Annotated in this window: 16 protein-coding genes and 1 pseudogene; 5 read left to right on the top strand and 12 right to left on the bottom strand. The window is 70.8% G+C overall.

The window, feature by feature from the left end; all coding sequences use genetic code 11:
- Positions 1-108: 108 nt before the first annotated feature.
- Positions 109-840 carry a hypothetical protein gene (locus tag ACIQNG_RS16810; RefSeq protein WP_401485633.1) on the top strand — a complete coding sequence of 244 codons (732 nt, stop codon included), beginning with the start codon at positions 109-111 and terminating at the stop codon, positions 838-840.
- A 32-nt stretch (positions 841-872) separates the two neighbouring features.
- Here the strand turns inward: ACIQNG_RS16810 and ACIQNG_RS16805 are convergent, their stop codons facing one another.
- Entirely contained in the window at positions 873-1,238 is a 366-nt protein-coding gene (locus tag ACIQNG_RS16805) for a VOC family protein (RefSeq protein ID WP_401485631.1), read from the bottom strand.
- A 118-nt stretch (positions 1,239-1,356) separates the two neighbouring features.
- Between ACIQNG_RS16805 and ACIQNG_RS16800 the strand changes: the two genes are divergently transcribed.
- Positions 1,357-1,866: a CGNR zinc finger domain-containing protein gene (locus tag ACIQNG_RS16800; RefSeq protein ID WP_401485629.1), complete on the top strand. Its 510-nt coding sequence runs from the start codon at positions 1,357-1,359 to the stop codon at positions 1,864-1,866.
- A 111-nt stretch (positions 1,867-1,977) separates the two neighbouring features.
- On the opposite strand, the gene ACIQNG_RS16795 is transcribed toward ACIQNG_RS16800, so the two are convergent.
- The gene (locus ACIQNG_RS16795; protein WP_401485726.1) at positions 1,978-3,318 is read right to left on the bottom strand and encodes a UDP-glucose dehydrogenase family protein; all 1,341 of its coding nucleotides are present in this window, start codon (positions 3,316-3,318) and stop codon (positions 1,978-1,980) included.
- A 190-nt stretch (positions 3,319-3,508) separates the two neighbouring features.
- On the opposite strand from ACIQNG_RS16795, the gene ACIQNG_RS16790 reads away from it, so the two are divergent.
- Positions 3,509-4,666: an acyl-CoA dehydrogenase gene (locus tag ACIQNG_RS16790; RefSeq protein WP_401439866.1), complete on the top strand. Its 1,158-nt coding sequence runs from the start codon at positions 3,509-3,511 to the stop codon at positions 4,664-4,666.
- Positions 4,667-4,738: 72 nt separating this feature from the next.
- Here ACIQNG_RS16790 and ACIQNG_RS16785 read toward each other — a convergent pair whose 3' ends face one another.
- The 5 genes and pseudogenes from ACIQNG_RS16785 to ACIQNG_RS16765 form a co-directional block, all read right to left on the bottom strand.
- A complete protein-coding gene (locus ACIQNG_RS16785; RefSeq protein ID WP_401485627.1) occupies positions 4,739-5,224 on the bottom strand; it encodes a hypothetical protein in 486 nt (161 codons plus the stop codon).
- Positions 5,225-5,476: 252 nt separating this feature from the next.
- Positions 5,477-5,719: a hypothetical protein gene (locus tag ACIQNG_RS16780; RefSeq protein WP_401485625.1), complete on the bottom strand. Its 243-nt coding sequence runs from the start codon at positions 5,717-5,719 to the stop codon at positions 5,477-5,479.
- Positions 5,720-5,749: 30 nt separating this feature from the next.
- Positions 5,750-6,238 (bottom strand): glycine-rich domain-containing protein, encoded by a 489-nt coding sequence (locus ACIQNG_RS16775; RefSeq protein ID WP_401485623.1) that lies wholly within the window; start codon positions 6,236-6,238, stop codon positions 5,750-5,752.
- Positions 6,239-6,332: 94 nt separating this feature from the next.
- Entirely contained in the window at positions 6,333-7,166 is an 834-nt protein-coding gene (locus ACIQNG_RS16770; RefSeq protein ID WP_401485621.1) for a helix-turn-helix domain-containing protein, read from the bottom strand.
- Positions 7,126-7,587 (bottom strand): annotated as a pseudogene (locus ACIQNG_RS16765) (DUF6879 family protein); the annotation flags it as partial. The gene ACIQNG_RS16770 and the pseudogene ACIQNG_RS16765, both read right to left, overlap by 41 nt.
- 492 nt (positions 7,588-8,079) lie before the next feature.
- Between ACIQNG_RS16765 and ACIQNG_RS16760 the strand changes: the two are divergent.
- A complete protein-coding gene (locus tag ACIQNG_RS16760) occupies positions 8,080-8,223 on the top strand; it encodes a hypothetical protein (protein ID WP_401485619.1) in 144 nt (47 codons plus the stop codon).
- 60 nt (positions 8,224-8,283) lie between these two features.
- Here the strand turns inward: ACIQNG_RS16760 and ACIQNG_RS16755 are convergent, their stop codons facing one another.
- The 4 genes from ACIQNG_RS16755 to ACIQNG_RS16740 form a co-directional block, all read right to left on the bottom strand.
- On the bottom strand, positions 8,284-9,402 hold the full coding sequence (locus ACIQNG_RS16755) for a dipeptidase (RefSeq protein WP_401439855.1): 1,119 nt from the start codon (positions 9,400-9,402) through the stop codon (positions 8,284-8,286).
- A 212-nt stretch (positions 9,403-9,614) separates the two neighbouring features.
- On the bottom strand, positions 9,615-10,835 hold the full coding sequence (locus tag ACIQNG_RS16750) for a dipeptidase (RefSeq protein WP_401485617.1): 1,221 nt from the start codon (positions 10,833-10,835) through the stop codon (positions 9,615-9,617).
- 422 nt (positions 10,836-11,257) lie between these two features.
- Positions 11,258-11,788: a 5-(carboxyamino)imidazole ribonucleotide mutase gene (gene purE, locus ACIQNG_RS16745; protein ID WP_401439852.1), complete on the bottom strand. Its 531-nt coding sequence runs from the start codon at positions 11,786-11,788 to the stop codon at positions 11,258-11,260.
- Entirely contained in the window at positions 11,785-12,945 is a 1,161-nt protein-coding gene (locus ACIQNG_RS16740) for a 5-(carboxyamino)imidazole ribonucleotide synthase (protein WP_401439850.1), read from the bottom strand. Before ACIQNG_RS16740 ends, purE begins: the two co-directional genes overlap by 4 nt.
- A 219-nt stretch (positions 12,946-13,164) precedes the next feature.
- Between ACIQNG_RS16740 and ACIQNG_RS16735 the strand changes: the two genes are divergently transcribed.
- Positions 13,165-13,761, top strand: a complete 597-nt coding sequence (locus tag ACIQNG_RS16735) for a GtrA family protein (protein WP_401439848.1) — start codon at positions 13,165-13,167, stop codon at positions 13,759-13,761.
- Positions 13,762-13,789: 28 nt separating this feature from the next.
- Here ACIQNG_RS16735 and ACIQNG_RS16730 read toward each other — a convergent pair whose 3' ends face one another.
- Positions 13,790-15,061, bottom strand: coding sequence for an ATP-binding protein (locus tag ACIQNG_RS16730; RefSeq protein ID WP_401439846.1), 1,272 nt, complete (start codon positions 15,059-15,061; stop codon positions 13,790-13,792).
- Positions 15,062-15,159: the final 98 nt, after the last annotated feature.

Below are 15,159 nucleotides of genomic sequence, written 5' to 3'. Positions count from 1 at the left end.
CAGCTTTTCGCGCCCCGCCCGGCCCCGGCCCCGGCCCGACCCCGGCCCGGCCCGCCCCCGATCAGTCCATGATCTGCGTCGAATCAACGCAAAGGAGAGTCAGCGAGAATGCCCCGTGACATCGCATACGACGCGACCGGAAACCTGCGGAACACAGACCTCTATGCCCCGGATCAACTGAACAGCCTCCATGAACTGACCGCGCTGACGAACGAGAACACCGAGCGCGGCGCCCGTGCCGTCTTCCGCGACGGGATACCCCGTGAAATGCGGGACGAACTGCGGGCGGCGCAGAATGCGGCCCAGGTTCTCGCGACCACCGATACTCGGCTCAGCGAGCAGCGCGGTCCGTATTTCGCCGCGTCCGACGCGCGGGATCAATGGGAAGCGTATGCCGCCGAGGCCGGGGGGCTCGACGCCGCGCAGCAAGCGTCATACGCGCAGGCGTCGGCGACCGCCGAGCGCCTGTATCCGCGTTACGAACAGGCATTCGCCAACCATAGTCAGGCCCTTACCAACTATGTGGAACGCGGAATGCAGTTCCAGGACTCGGTGTCAGCGGCCCTGACCCGGCGGGAGCAGATCGCGCAGGCGCAGGCGGCCCAGGCCGCGGCTTCGCGGCGGCCCACGCAGAACAACCAGGGCATGGCCGAGTACTCGCGTCAGCTCCAGGCGATGGAACGGAGGAACCGAGCCGAGATCGCTCGGCTGACCAGCGGTACGACGAACGGGACGTCTCGTCGGCGGGAGAGCTCCAGCAGCGGTTCCGACCAGTCCGGTCGGCCCGCGCGCCACGGGTACGAATCCTCCCAGGGCGGCGGCAGGTCGCGACGCAGCTGAAGCGCCCCCTCACACCGGCCGGGCCCCGCCGGTCAGGTCGTCGCGCGGCACAGGCAGAACGGGTGGCCCGCCGGGTCGGTGTAGACCCGCCAGTTGCGGGTGCGGTCCTCGATGTCCAGGGGCGCGGCGCCCAGGGCCAGGATCTGCTTCTCGGCGACGTCCATGTCCGGGACGGTCAGGTCGAGATGGAACTGCTGCGACTGCTCGCCCGCCGGCCACCGCGGGGGCACATGACCGGGCGCGGCCTGGAAGGCCAGCGTCCGGCCGCCCGGCAGGTGCAGTTCCACCCACTCGCCGTCCCCCTCGACCGTCCCGCCGAGCACCTCGGCGTAGAACCCGGCGAGCGCGCGCGGGTCGGGACAGTCCAGGACGACGGCTCCCAGCTCGGCGACAGCCATGACCACTCCTTCTTTCGGTACCTCATCCCCGCGTTACCCCTAGAAGGGATCAGCAGGTAACTTCCGTTACCGCATGATTCCCCATATCCGGTAACGTCGCAAGTATGAGCGAGAGAGCATGAGCGAGAGACGGCCCGCGCCCGGCGGTCTGGCCCTGGTCGAGGCGCTGGTGAACACCCGCCACCTCGACTCCGACCGGGACGATCTGCGTACGGCCGAGGGGCGGGCGGCCTTCGGCCTCACCGAGGCCGAGGTCCCCGGGGCGATCGAGCTGCGGGAGTCTCTGCGCGCCGTCTGTCTCGCGCACGGCGGGCACCCGCCGCACGCGCGCGTCACCCCGCTCGGCACGCTGCTCGCCCGCGCCCCGCTCCATGTGGTCGTGGACGGGCGCGACGGCTCGGCGCGGCTCGTGCCGGTGGACAGCGGACCCCTGCTCTCCCGGGTCGCCGACGCGGTCGCCGAGGCCGTCGGCGCGGGCACCTGGCAGCGGCTCAAGGCGTGCGAGCTGCCCGACTGCCACTGGGCGTACTACGACCGCAGCCCGGCCGGGCGGGGCCGCTGGTGCTCGATGCAGGTGTGCGGGGCGCGGGTCAAGATGCGGCGCTACCGGGCATCCAAAGACACCTAGGACGCCTAGGACGCCTAGGACCCCGGTCCAAGGGCACCTAGGACCCCGCGACCCCGGGGTGATGCACGGGACGGGCCCAGGACCCCTCGACCCCGGGTGACGGAGGCCGGTTCAGGCCGTCGGGCGGCCCATCGCGCGGTACGTCCAGCCCGCGCGCCGCCACCGCTCCGGGTCGAGGGCGTTGCGTCCGTCGAGGACGAGGCGGGTCGTGGCCGCCTCGCCGAGCACCGCCGGGTCCAGCTCGCGGAACTCGCGCCACTCCGTCAGATGCAGCACCGCGTGGGCGCCGCGCACCGCCTCCGTCGCGGAGTCGGCGTACCCGAGCGTCGGGAACAGCCGACGGGCGTTGGTCATGCCCTTGGGGTCGTAGACCGTGACCTGGGCGCCCTGGAGGTGGATCTGCCCGGCGACGTTCAGGGCCGGGGAGTCGCGTACGTCGTCGGAGTCCGGCTTGAACGCGGCGCCGAGCACCGCGACCCGCTTGCCGAGGAAGGAGCCGCCGACGGCCTCGCGGGCCATCTCGACCATCTGGCCGCGCCGCCGCATGTTGATGGAGTCGATCTCGCGCAGGAAGGTCAGCGCCTGGTCGGCGCCCAGCTCACCGGCGCGCGCCATGAACGCCCGGATGTCCTTGGGCAGACAGCCGCCGCCGAAGCCGACCCCGGCGCGCAGGAACTTGGCGCCGATGCGGTCGTCGTACCCGATCGCCTCCGCCAGCTTGAGGACGTCGCCGTCGGCGGCCTCGCACACCTCCGCCATGGCGTTGATGAAGGAGATCTTGGTGGCGAGGAAGGAGTTCGCGGCGGTCTTGACCAGTTCGGCGGTCGGGAAGTCGGTGACGACGAAGGGGGCGCCGTCGGCGAGCGGTGTGGCGTAGACCTCGCGCAGCAGCTTCTCGGCGCGCTCACCGCGTACGCCGACGACGATCCGGTCGGGGTGGAGGGTGTCCTGGACGGCGAAGCCCTCGCGCAGGAACTCCGGGTTCCAGGCCAGTTCGGCGTCGGCCCCGGCGGGGGCGTGCGCGGCGAGGTAGGCGGCGAGGCGGGCGGCGGAGCCGACGGGCACGGTGGACTTGCCGACGACCAGCGCCGGGCCGGTCAGATGCGGGGCGAGCGCGGCGAAGGCGGCGTCGACGTAGCTCATGTCGCAGGCGTACTCGCCCTGCTTCTGCGGGGTGTTCACACAGACGAAGTGGATGTCGCCGAACGCGGCGGCCTCGGCGTAGTCGGTGGTGAAACCGAGCCGTCCGGTGGAGCCCTCGATCCCGGCGACATGCTTGCGCAGCAGGTCCTCCAGGCCCGGCTCGTACATCGGGACCTCGCCGCGCCGCAGCATCTCGATCTTTTCGGGGACGACGTCGAGACCGAGGACGTCGAAGCCGAGTTCCGCCATGGCCGCGGCGTGGGTGGCGCCGAGGTAGCCGGTGCCGATCACGGTGATCTTCAGGGCCATGGGATGCTCCAGGGAGTGCGTCGTCACATGCGGTGCCCGAGCATAGTGTGCGGCTGTGCGCGGCCCCTCACCGGGAACTTTCCCCCTGTCGCCCAGGTCACGTACCCATCCGGCGCGGTGCCCCCTAAAATTGGAGTTACTTAACGGTAATTAGCCTCAGTTTCACCCCGTCGTTGGAGCGTGAGAGACCTTGGCCGGATCGGCTGATTTCGACCTGTACCGCCCGTCCGAGGAGCACGACATGCTCCGTGACGCCGTACGCGCGCTGGCCGAGGCGAAGATCGCGCCGTACGCCGCCGCGGTGGACGAGGAGGCCCGCTTCCCGCAGGAGGCGCTGGACGCGCTGGTCGCCAACGACCTGCACGCGGTGCATGTGCCCGAGGAGTACGGCGGGGCGGGTGCCGACGCGCTGGCCACCGTCATCGTGATCGAGGAGGTGGCCCGGGTCTGCGCGTCCTCCTCCCTCATCCCGGCGGTCAACAAGCTGGGCTCGCTGCCGGTGATCCTCTCGGGTTCGGCGGAGCTGAGGAAGAAGTACCTGGGGCCGCTCGCCAAGGGCGACGCGATGTTCTCGTACTGCCTGTCCGAGCCGGACGCAGGCTCCGACGCGGCCGGTATGAAGACGAAGGCGGTCCGCGACGGCGACCACTATGTCCTCAACGGCGTCAAGCGCTGGATCACCAACGCGGGCGTCTCCGAGTACTACACGGTGATGGCCGTGACCGACCCCGAGAAGCGCTCCAAGGGGATCTCGGCGTTCGTGGTGGAGAAGTCCGACGAGGGCGTCTCCTTCGGCGCCCCCGAGAAGAAGCTCGGCATCAAGGGCTCCCCGACCCGAGAGGTGTACCTCGACAACGTCCGCATCCCCGCGGACCGCATGATCGGCGCCGAGGGGACCGGCTTCGCCACCGCGATGAAGACCCTCGACCACACCCGCATCACCATCGCCGCCCAGGCCCTCGGCATCGCCCAGGGCGCGCTCGACTACGCCAAGGGCTATGTCAAGGAGCGCAAGCAGTTCGGCAGGCCGATCGCGGACTTCCAGGGCATCCAGTTCATGCTCGCCGACATGGCCATGAAGATCGAGGCCGCCCGCCAGCTCACCTACGCCGCCGCGGCCAAGTCCGAGCGCGGCGACGCGGACCTCACCTTCCAGGGCGCGGCGGCGAAGTGCTTCGCCTCCGACGTGGCCATGGAGGTCACCACGGACGCGGTCCAGCTCCTCGGCGGATACGGCTACACCCGCGACTATCCGGTGGAGCGGATGATGCGCGACGCCAAGATCACCCAGATCTACGAGGGGACGAACCAGGTCCAGCGGATCGTGATGGCGAGGAACCTGCCGTAGCAGGCGCGGGCGCTTGACCCGCGGGAACACGACGGCCCCCGGCATCGCGCCGGGGGCCGTCCGCGTACGGGACTACGCGATGGCGCAGGGCAGTTCGGGACGTGAGCGGTTCGGGGAGCACGTCACCACGGCCAGGGACAGGTACGAGGGGCGTTCGAGGTAGAAGCCGTAGGACACGTCGGCGCCCGAGTGCAGCCGCTCGGCGAAGGCGTCGACCAGGCGCGCCACACGCGCGAGGTCCTCATCGGTCTGCGACGCGCATCGAGGCGCGTACTCGGCCAGCCGCTCACCGAGCCAGGCCGCCGCCCCCTCGGCCTCCCACCAGGTCCCCCGGACCAGGGGACGGGGCTTGATGAGCCAGTACGCGGTTTCGAGCGGCGGGAGGTCGACCGCGGGGAACTCCGCCACCACATCCCGGTAGCGCTTGAGCAGCCGCTCCGCCTGCACATCCCGACCCGACACCGGAGCCGGCGGAGGGTCGGGATGCGGCGGTCTTCGCAACGCCTCGTTGTCGAAGCGCTCTTTCGGACCGGTCCGCACATAGCCGTGATGATGCACGCGCCGTTCCCGTTCCCGTTCCCTGTGGTCGGTCGGAGAACCGACAGGCCCCGATCCCGTGGGGGGCCGGAGCCGGTCGGACAGAGGCCGAAAGGTCAGGCGCTCAGGCCGAACCGCGCGGGTTCGATCCCGGCCGCGCCCAGTTCCGGAATCCTGGGCCGACACCGCGCGCTGAACCGCTCGGACGGACCGAAGAAACGCCCCTGCCGTTCGTGGCAGGGGCGTTCAGGTCCGGGTGGGCGTCGCAGATGGTCACTCGCCCTCGGGCGGGATCACGAATCCTCGCGTCGGCCCCGGACCAGGTTTCTCCCCGGGGAACTCAGCGGCCACGGACGCCAGGGCGTCGGCGGTCATCTCCCGGCGTGTGGTGGGGTCGGCCGTGTCGTACACGCGCCATTGCCCCGCCGGGTTCTCCTGGTCCACCGGTGCCACCACGCCGGGGATTCCCAACTGTCGTAGTACGGCGTCAACCTGCCGGGCCTGCTCGGCGTCCACGCTTCCACCCTCCGTCTGCTCGCGGTCGGCCTAGCCACCATGTGCGTCCGAGCAGTGGGATGCGCACTTGCCCGGGTTGATCGGTCCGCACCCGCCAGGCTTGGGGGTGTGGGAGCAGGTGGCCGCCACCGGCACCAAGGCCCTGGCCGGTGCCGTCCACAGCTCACTGTCCACGGTGTGCCCGGCCTGCTCGATGACGGCCACCGTACGCGTGAGCGCGTGCTCGTCGTGCCGCTCGGCGTCGGGACGTTCGGGCCAGTGGTGCACGAACCGCCCCAGACGTCCGCACAGCTTCCCGTAGAGGTGTGTATGCAGGATCAACGCGTGCCACCCCTCGTCCACCACGTGGGAGGGCGTGATCCTTACGGTGGGGAACCGCGCTGCCGCGTCCGTGAACTTGAGCGCTTCCCCCACGATCCGCTCGGCGGTGTCCGCCCTCATGCCGGGGTTGTTGTCGACAACGGTGGCGACGACGCCCCCGAACGCGGCAGAGGTGAGTAACGCGCGTACATCGCGCATGTCCGTTCCTCCCTGTTGTGGCGCTTCCATGAGATTCGATGATCCCTCGAAATACGGCAGGTTCCTCCATTTATTGGCGTTGTCGGGTAGACGATCAAGCACGGCAGCCTGCGGCCCATTCTCCGAGCAGTTCTCTGGCTTCTTCACCGAACAATGCGTGACGCTCATACATGCGGAACACTTCAAGGTGTTCCGCAATATCCCTGGCATCTTGGAAAACGATACGTCCGGTGAATGTCTCGACTGTTGCCAGCCGTTGGTCATACACGGTGAAAGTGTTCATCGGTCCACGGCTGACAACTGTCCCCGTGGGGATGATTCCGATACGCACGTGGGGCAGCCGGGAGATCGAGGCGAGCCGATCCATCTGGACGGCCATCGCCGCAGGCAGGACGACGGCCCATCTGACAGCTTGTTCTGTCAGCAGGAAGGTGAAGCGCTTCGTTTCGTCATAGAGGACTGTCTGTCGCTCCAGCTTTCTTGCGACCGTCTTGGTCGTGTCCACCGGGGAGTGGCCGAGGCCGGCCCTGATGTATTCAGGCGTCGCCAGGAGACCCGTCACCATCGCGGGCAAGAAGTAGCGAAGTGCCGTGGCTTCCCCTTCGAGGCCCGCCAGTTCGGCTTGTCGCTTCTCCAGTCCTCTTCGCCACGATGCTCGCTTGCCTTGCCACTCGGTATGGGCAAGGCGCGCGAGGGCCGTGACTTCCGCCAGGAGTTCCGGAGGCGCAGCGAGGGCTCTGAGGATCAACTCGACATCGACAAGGCCGGGCGTGACCCGTCCGGTCTCGATGTTGCTCAGCTTGGTCTGAGACATGGTGCAGCGCTGAGCGAGCCAGACCTGGGTACGCCCGGCTCGCTTGCGCATACTGCGAAGTGTTTCTGCCAGATCAGCTTTCGACTGGCCCAGCTGGTCGGAGTCGAGCGTCAAGACCCTTCACGTACTCCTCGAAAGGTACTGCGTGCGCCAGGGCGACCCGCTTCCACTCCAGATAAGGCCCCGTGTCACCTTCGCGCGATTCGCGATTGATCTGTGTCCCGTCCGGGCGGAAGTTCAGGTGTGCGATGCGGGAGTCGTCGAACATCCACCAGTCACGGCCCGAGAGCGGCAACCCGAAGTCGTCCCGCGTCACGTCCAGGATCCGGATGTCCTCCCCTGCCGCAATGTTTCCAGGGATGCCCCAGGCGAATTGATACCGCTGGTAGTCAGTGAGCGGCTGCCGCACGACGCGGACACGGCCGATGAGCTTGCCGGATGCGACATAGCCGCGCACCCGTTCATGCCAGCGGGCATTGTGGTCGATGGGCTTTTCCGCACCGCGCAGAAAGCGGGCCACATTTTCCTGCTCTTTAAGTACCGGTCAGGCGGGTCAGTTCCGCACGCGCCATCGTTTCCCTCCTCGGACGCAGGGCCGTTCCCTGCCGCCATGAGGACGGTAGGACGGGCCCGGGTGCCCGGTCCATGGCACATCGCGAATATTCGCGTTGTGGGGTAGATGATCACCTGGGGATGCTCTGCCACCGCATCAGCAGCACGGACCGCACCGCCCCCGGCGCGATGCCGGGGGCTGTCGTAGAACGTCAGCCGCTCAGGCCAAACATGAGGGACACGGCGATGCCGGGCAGGCATGCCCTGCACCCGGGTCATGAAGTACTGGACCGCTTCGGCGGGCCGGTGCTGCGCGAGCAGTGGGTCCGCCCCGGCCGCCGCCGGGCGCAGGACGAGCACCGCGCCCCAGGACGAGCCGGACAGCGGCACCGGGCCGTCGGCCCTCGCACGTCGGGTGCGGGAAATGCGTGTCGACCTGCGGGCTGGGCACTGGAGAAGAATGATTCGACTCAGCGTGGCCGCCGTAGAGCTGGCCGAGGGTGGCAAGCCGGAGGGACCTCCCTGGTTCAAATGGGCATTCCTGGGAGTGTGGCTGGCCCTTGCCCCCATCGTCATCTACAAGCTGTATCAGCACGGATATTTCAAACGACGGCGCTGAGACGGTCGATCAGGGCGGCCATGTCCTCGATCTCGCGCTCCGGGGCGTACGGGGCCGCCCTCAGCCGTCCAGTTCCGCGATGCTCGCCGTCGAAGGGGAGCGCCGGAGTTGGGCCGCCCGCGCGGTGAAGTCCGCTGCGCGCAGCACGCGTTGGATGTTGCCCCAGGTGAGAAGCGCGAGGTCGGCGTCGGGCCAGCCCCGGCGCAGGAGTTCGGTGACGAGGTGGGGATAGGCGGCGGCGTCCGGGAGTTCCTGGGGGTGGGCGGGGCCGGCGTCGTAGGTGCCGGAGAGGGCCACCGCGTGGGGGCCCGCCACCTGGCGGATGTGGTCGAGGTGGTCGGCGACGTCGCGGACGGTCGGCCCGGTCTGCTCGGCGGCCAGCGGGACCAGGCACAGGCCGTCCGCGGCGCCCAGCGCGGCCAGCAGGTCGTCGGGAAGGTTCGCGGGGTGCGGGCGCAGGGCGCGGGCGGCGGAGCGGGTGCAGACGACGGGGGCCTTGGAGGCGGCCAGGACCCGGCGGGTGGTCTGCTCGGACGCGCCGGAGAGGTCCGCCAGGACACCCAGGCGGTTCATCTCGCGGACCACTTCCTCGCCGAACCGGGTCAGCCCGCCCTCGCTCGCCCAGGTGGTGCCGGTGAGGGTCACGATCCGCACGCCCAGGCTGTGCAGGAGGCGGAGGATGGCGAGGGAGTCGTCCAGGGCCGCGGCGGTCGCGGGACCGAGCACGACCGCCGTACGGCCGCAGTTGCGCGCGTCGATCACCTGGCCCGCCGTGTGCGCCAGACGCAGCCCCTCGGGGTGGGCCGCGACGATGGTGTGGACCAGGTCGAGCTGTTCCAGGGTCGCCGCCACGGCCCGGTCGGCCGCCAGTCCCTCGGGCAGGTGCAGGGAGCAGAACAGCGCGCCCACATGGCCCGCGCGCAGCCGCGGTACGTCCGTCTCCACGGTGCTCTCGCCGAGCTGGAGGTCGTACCAGGGCAGGTGCCGCACCGCCCACGGCAGTCCGCTGTAGCCGTCGGCGACCGGGTGCGCCGCGAGCAGTTCGTGCGCCCGGTCCAGGGTGGCGTCGTCCCCGACGGGGGTGTACGGCTCGGGCGGGAACGGCTCGGCGACCGGCATCAGGTCGACAAGTGCGTCGACCTCCGTGGGGGTGTGCAGGTCGTCCTGGAGATCTGCCATGTGACGGCTCCGTACGTCCGGGAGGTGCGGTCGCCGCGGCTCCTCTCCGACGCGGGGAGCCGCCACGCGATGCGCGTTCGCTGTACGGATCACCGTCGCACGGGGCGCCGGGGGCTTCCTGATGAACGGGGTGTTCGGGTGTACGCCCGTCGCCCGTCCGCCTGCGGCCCCCGCCGCCCCCACCGTCCCGCCGTCCCGCCGCTCGCGCGGTGTCAGGGCTTCGTGCCGTCCAGGGACTCGATCGTCGCGTTGGACGGACCCCGGCGGCCCTGGAGGTCGCGGGCCACGTCCTCCGCCGCGCCGAGCACCCGTACCGCGTTCTGCCAGGTCAGTTTGGCGAGGTCGGGCTTGGACCAGCCGCGGTCGAGGAGTTCCGCGAGGAGGTTGGGGTAGCCGGAGACGTCGTCCAGGCCGTCGGGGGTGAAGGCCGTGCCGTCGTAGTCGCCGCCGATGCCGAGGTGGTCGATGCCGGCCACCTCCCGCATGTGGTCGAGGTGATCGGCGACCGTCGCCGCCGTCGCGACCGGGCGCGGGTGCGCCGCCTCGAAGGCGCGCAGCACCTTCAGGCCCTCGGGGGTGCCGTCCAGCGGGTGGAAGCCGTTGGCCTGCATGGCGTCGTCGGCCGCCTCCGTCCAGTCCACCGCCGCCTGGAGGACGAACTTCGGTACGAACGTCACCATCGCCATGCCGCCGTTCGCGGGCAGGCGTTCCAGGACGTCGTCGGGGATGTTGCGCGGGTGGTCGCAGACCGCGCGCGAGGAGGAGTGGGAGAAGATCACCGGCGCGGTCGTCTCGTCCAGCGCGTCCCGCATCGTCGTGGCGGCGACGTGGGAGAGGTCGACCAGCATGCCGGTGCGGTTCATCTCCCGGACGACCTCGCGGCCGAACGCCGACAGGCCGCCGACACCGGGGGCGTCGGTCGCGGAGTCCGCCCACGGCACGTTGTCGTTGTGGGTGAGGGTGAGATAGCGGACGCCGAGGTCGTACAGGCCGCGCAGGGTCGCGAGCGAGCAGGAGATCGAGTGACCGCCCTCCGCGCCCATGAGGGAGGCGATCCGGCCCTGGGCGCGGGCCGCCTCCATGTCGGCGGCGGTGAGCGCGGGGGCCAGGTCCTGCGGGTAGCGGGCGAGGAGCTGCCGTACGCAGTCGATCTGCTCCAGCGTCGCGGGGACCGGGTCGGGCTGGTCGGCGCGTACGTACACCGACCAGTACTGCGCTCCGACGCCGCCCTCGCGCAGCCGGGGCAGGTCGGTGTGGAGGTGGGCGGTCTGGTCGGCGGCGATGTCCCGGGCGGCCAGGTCGTAGCGGACCTGCTCGCGCAGGGCCCACGGCAGGTCGTTGTGGCCGTCGACGACGGGGAACTCACGGAGCAGGGCCCTGGCGTCCCGCAGGGCGTCCGGCGAGGGGGCCGCATGCGCGGAGACCGCCGGCACGGAGGTTCCTTGCGCGGGGGTTGCTTGCGCGGGGGCGGCTGTCGCGGAGGCGGCTTGCGCGGGGGCGGCTGTCCCGGGGGTTGCTCGCGCGGAGGTTCCCTGCAAGGGGGCGGCTGTCGCGGGGGCGGCTGTCCCGGGGGTTGCCCGCGCGGAGGTTCCTTGCACGGGGGCGGCTGTCGCTGGGGCGGCTGTCCCGGGGGTTGCCCGCGCGGAGGTTCCTTGCACGGGGGCGGCTGTCGCTGGGGCGGCTGTCCCGGGGGTTGCCCGCGCGGAGGTTCCTTGCACGGGGGCGGCTGTCGCTGGGGCGGCTGTCCCGGGGGTTGCCCGTGCGGAGGTTCCTTGCACGGGGGCGGCTGTCGCGCGGGCTGCTTGCGCCTGGGCGGCTTGCGTGGGCGTCGCTTCCGTCTCGTAGCTCATACCTGTCACTTCCCGAACCCGAAGCCGCTCGACCCCTCGACCTTGGCCCGCAGCCGCTTGCCCTTCTCGGTCGCCTGCTCGTTCAGCTCGTGCTGGAAGTCGCGCATCCGCTGGAGGAGTTCCTCGTCGTGCGCGGCGAGGATGCGGGCGGCAAGCAGTCCGGCGTTGCGCGCGCCGCCGACGGAGACGGTCGCCACCGGCACCCCGGCCGGCATCTGCACGATGGAGAGCAGGGAGTCCATGCCGTCGAGGTACTTCAGCGGCACCGGGACGCCGATCACCGGCAGCGGGGTGACGGAGGCCAGCATGCCCGGCAGATGGGCCGCTCCCCCGGCGCCCGCGACGATCACCCGCAGCCCGCGCTCGGCGGCGCGCTCCCCGTAGGTGACCATCTCGCGCGGCATCCGGTGCGCGGAGACCACGTCCACCTCGTAGCCGATCTCGAACTCGTCCAGTGCCTGGGCGGCGGCCTCCATGACGGGCCAGTCGGAGTCCGACCCCATGACAATCCCGACGACCGGGTTCCCCGCGCTCATTCCGTGATCGTCCCTCTCAGATAGCCGGCAGCGTGACGGGCGCGCTCCAGCACGTCGTCCAGGTCGTCGCCGTAAGTGTTGACGTGCCCCACCTTGCGGCCGGGCTTCACGTCCTTGCCGTACATGTGGATCTTCAGCCGGGGGTCCCGGGCCATGCAGTGCAGATACGCGGAGTACATGTCGGGGTAGTCGCCGCCGAGGACGTTGACCATCACGGTCCAGGGGGCGCGCGGGCGGGGGTCGCCGAGCGGCAGGTCGAGGACGGCCCGGACGTGGTTGGCGAACTGGGAGGTGATCGCGCCGTCCTGGGTCCAGTGACCGGAGTTGTGGGGGCGCATGGCCAGTTCGTTGACGAGGATCCGCCCGTCGCGGGTCTCGAACAGCTCGACGGCGAGATGCCCGACGACGTCCAGTTCCTTGGCGATCCGCAGGGCCATCTCCTCGGCCGCCAGCGCCCGCTCCTCGGGCAGACCGGGCGCGGGCGCGATCACGGTGTCGCAGACGCCGTCCACCTGCCGGGACTCGACCACGGGGTAGGCCACGGCCTGGCCGTGCGGGGACCGTACGACATTGGCGGCCAGCTCGCGAACGAAGTCGACCTTCTCCTCCGCGAGCACCGGGACGCCGGCCCGGAAGGGGGCCTCGGCCTCCGCCGCGGAGCGGACCACCCACACGCCCTTGCCGTCGTAGCCGCCGCGCACGGTCTTGAGGACGACCGGGAAGCCGTCGCCCTCGGAGCCTTCCGCGAGGCCCTCCGCCGCGAACGCGGCCACGTCCGCCGGGTCGGCCACGATCCGGTGGCGCGGGCAGGGCACCCCGATCTCCGTGAGGCGGGCCCGCATCACCCCCTTGTCCTGGGCGTGGACCAGGGCGTCCGGGCCGGGGCGGACGGGAATGCCGTCCGCCTCCAGGGCACGCAGATGCTCGGTGGGGACATGTTCGTGATCGAAGGTGATCACATCGCAGCCCCGCGCGAAGGCGCGCAGCGTCTCCAGGTCGCGGTGGTCGCCGAGCACGACCTCGCTGACGACCTGCGCCGCGGACTCCTGGGGGGTGTCACTGAGAAGCTTGAACCTGATGCCGAGCGGGATGCCCGCCTCGTGTGTCATACGAGCGAGCTGGCCCCCGCCGACCATGCCGACTACCGGGAACGTCACGACCCCAGGGTATCGGCCACCCGTCCCGGGCCGGACACGACAAGATTTGGTACGCCTTGTCCCGCATGTACCGCCCGCCACGGGGTTCCCGGCGCCGGTGGCCCGGTGACACCCGCCGTTTCTTGCCGAAACCGTGAACCGGACCAGGGGCGATCACGGAAGGGGGGTGGTTAGCATGACGGAGTTGACGCTTTCCGACCGGACGGGGGCCTGCACCGCATGGCACGTGGTTCTACGGGGCTGCACACGACGCCCCCCGGCCCGGCGGCGCCCCCCGGCCCCCTGCGCGCGCGCTTCGAGCGACTGACGCGTGAGGTGGCGAAGTTCGGTGCCGTGGGCGGCGCCGGACTGCTGGTCAACCTGCTGGTGTTCAACCTGGTGCGGAGCGTCACGGAGCTGGCGGTGGTGCGCGCGAGCGTGATCGCCACCGTCGTCGCGATCCTCTTCAACTACATCGGTTTCCGCTACTTCACCTACCGTGACCGCGACAAGAACGGCCGCGGCCGGGAGATGTCGCTGTTCCTGCTGTTCAGCGGCATCGGACTGGTCATCGAGAACGGGGTGCTGTACCTGGCGACCTACGGGTTCGGCTGGGACAGCCCGCTCCAGAGCAACATCTTCAAGTTCGTCGGCATCGGCGTCGCGACCCTGTTCCGCTTCTGGTCGTACCGCACGTGGGTGTTCCGCGCGCTGCCCGTCGCCGAGCCGCCCGCCGTCCCCGCCACCGCGCGCGGCACCTTCGCGGCGGACCCCGACACCCGCCACGGCGCCTCCCGCCCCGCCCGCCGCCGGCAGCGCGCCCGCGCCCGCGTCTGACCCCGGCCCCCGCCGCAGCCCGGGTGGGTCAGCGGACCGTCCGGTCCTCCTCGCCCGAGGTCTTCCGCACCGGGTTGCGGGAGAGGAACAGGCCGAAGACCGGGGGCTGGGCCTGGAGCATCTCCAGCCGGCCGCCGTCGGCCTCCGCGAGGTCACGGGCGACGGCCAGACCGATGCCGGTGGAGTTGCGGCCGCTGATCGCCCGCTCGAAGATGCGCGCGCCCAGGTCGGCCGGGACGCCGGGGCCCTCGTCGGTGACCTCGATGACGGCCTGGTTGCCGGTGACGCGGGTGCGCAGGGCGACCGTGCCCCCGCCGTGCATGAGCGAGTTCTCGATCAGCGCGGCCAGCACCTGGGCGACCGCGCCCGGCGTGCCGACGGCCTGGAGGTGGCGCTTGCCGGAGCTGACGATGGCCCGGCCCGCCTGGCGGTAGGCGGGGCGCCACTCGGCGAGCTGCTGCTGGATGACCTCGTCCAGGTCGAAGGAGACGGCGGAGCCGGTGCGCGGGTCGCGGGAGTTGGTCAGCAGCCGTTCGACCACGTCGGTGAGCCGTTCCACCTGTGCGATCGCGATCGTCGCCTCCTCCTTCACGGTGTCCGGGTCGTCCGTGAGGGTGATCTCCTCCAGCCGCATCGACAGCGCGGTCAGCGGGGTGCGCAGCTGGTGGGAGGCGTCGGCGGCGAGCCTGCGCTCGGCCGTGAGCATCCGGGCGATCCGCTCGGCGGAGGCGTCCAGCACATCGGCGACCCGGTCCAGCTCGGGGACGCCGTAGCGCCGGTGGCGGGGGCGCGGGTCGCCGGAGCCAAGGCGTTCGGCGGTCTCGGCGAGGTCGGTGAGCGGGGAGGCGAGCCGGTTGGCCTGGCGGACGGCGAGCAGGATGGCGGCGATCACCGCGAGCAGCGCGACCAGCCCGATGATCAGCAGCGTACGGCCGACCTCCTCGGTCACCGAGGAGCGCGGCTCCTGGTAGGTGACGGTCTCGCCCTCCTCGCCGCGGGCGGTGTGGGTGATGACGTCACCGGTCGGCTTCTCGCCGATCTCGATGGGGGCCTCGCCGGGCAGCCGGACGACGGCGTACTGCCCCGATCCGACCTGTTCGCGGAGGAACGCGGCGGAGATCTCCTCCCGCCCGAGGATCCGGCTGTCCACGATGCTGGCGAGGCGCAGGGACTCGGACTCGACGCGTTCCTCGGCGCTCTCGCTGATGGTCCGGGTCTCGACGATCACCAGCGAGACCCCGAACACGGTGATCACCACGAGCACCACGGCCAGCGTGGACTGGATCAGCCGACGCCGCATGAGGTTCTGCCCGACGCCACACCCGTACCCGTACCCGAGCCCACACCCGTACCCGTACCCGAACCCGAGCCCACATCCGTACCCGAACCCGAGCCCAC

Source organism: Streptomyces sp. NPDC091377 (assembly GCF_044757045.1).
GTDB lineage: Bacteria > Actinomycetota > Actinomycetes > Streptomycetales > Streptomycetaceae > Streptomyces.
This window is presented reverse-complemented; position numbering and strand designations above follow the sequence as displayed.